At 44.0% G+C, this 1,175-nt stretch carries 2 protein-coding genes; both read right to left on the reverse strand.

Translation table 11 applies throughout. From position 1 onward, the window contains the following. Window positions 1–147: 147 nt before the first annotated feature. A complete protein-coding gene (locus tag KDK14_RS18430; RefSeq protein WP_257266663.1) occupies window positions 148–414 on the reverse strand; it encodes a hypothetical protein in 267 nt (88 codons plus the stop codon). A 51-nt stretch (window positions 415–465) separates the two neighbouring features. Further along, window positions 466–1,175, reverse strand: a 710-nt coding sequence (locus KDK14_RS18435; RefSeq protein WP_257266664.1) for a hypothetical protein, incomplete at its 5' end; no start/stop codon positions are given.

A 1,175-nucleotide genomic window follows, 5' to 3' on the forward strand; every position in this document is an offset into this window, starting at 1 on the left:
GGGGTTATATTCAATATGGGATGTTTGATGGGGAGTTTGAGGAAACCCAGAGGTTCAGGTTGTAAATCTGTTATGAAAGGGGCAGGTCTGGCATTTGAACTCATTCAAGACCGCCCCCCAGTTTTACGAGATTGTAACTGTTAAAACTCAATTAGGTTCAACATACAGCGTCATGGTGTCGCTGTACTTACCAGCTGAACCTCCGGGGTCAGCCTGGATAGTAACAGTCATGTTTTCATTGCTATAGTTGTTGCAATTAAATGATTTTGACGGCGTCCAACCCCAATACCAATTTGAATTAGATATTTGTGTTGTTTGATTTTCATCGCTAAGCGTCATTTTGTAACGTATTAATTCATCACCGTTTCTAAGTTGAAACTCATTCCCCAAGCCTTCGCTGCTATCTGGCCACAACTTAAAGTTACCAGCCCCCAGAGCGAATACGCAAAACTTTTGGTCGTCACTTCAAGAAGTGCTGAGCGTCATATCCTGCAAGCCGCTAATCCGAATGAGGGGCGGTAATAAAAGGTATATAACAAGATTAACGACCCGATCAACACCGGCATCACCACTACCACCTACTGAGCTAGGTGCTTGATTTATAGTGAAAGTCAATATGCCCGAATGCCAGCCGGACTGTTTCAGGGTACCTTGCTCCATGACTTGATTCAGGTCAGCACTCAAGGTCAGTTCAAAGTCAAGACATTCTTCGCAAAAATTTACCGTGCGCCCTGCACCCTGAAAGTCACATACAGAGGTACACGGGGTATTTGCCGGAGCATCTGGCGAAAATGTCACGGTTGCTCCATTTTTTTTCTGTTTAATGGAAACAGTTAAAGGTATTTTTGAGGTAGGATTAGCCAAGTTATTCACAAGTGTAACGCCCTCACTGAGCACATTGAAGGATGCTGCCCGGTCACAGTTATACCTGCCGCAAGAACGTATTTGGAAATCTTTGGTCACAGAAAAAAGACCATTACTCGGATATGTAAATTGCGCCTCATTTGAAAGGTATGAATTAACTATTGTCGATTTTTCACAAACGGTCACTCCCATTGCATCGGTTTGTTCAGGGGTCCCTGGTCGTGGCTCGCACTCCAAAGCACTGACCTCCAACGGACCCAACAAACCCAAAAACAAAACACTGCTCACCCAACAAACCCAATTTTTAATTA

Origin of the sequence: Endozoicomonas sp. ONNA2 (assembly GCF_024606365.1) — a bacterium.
Classification (GTDB): Bacteria; Pseudomonadota; Gammaproteobacteria; order Pseudomonadales; family Endozoicomonadaceae; genus Endozoicomonas.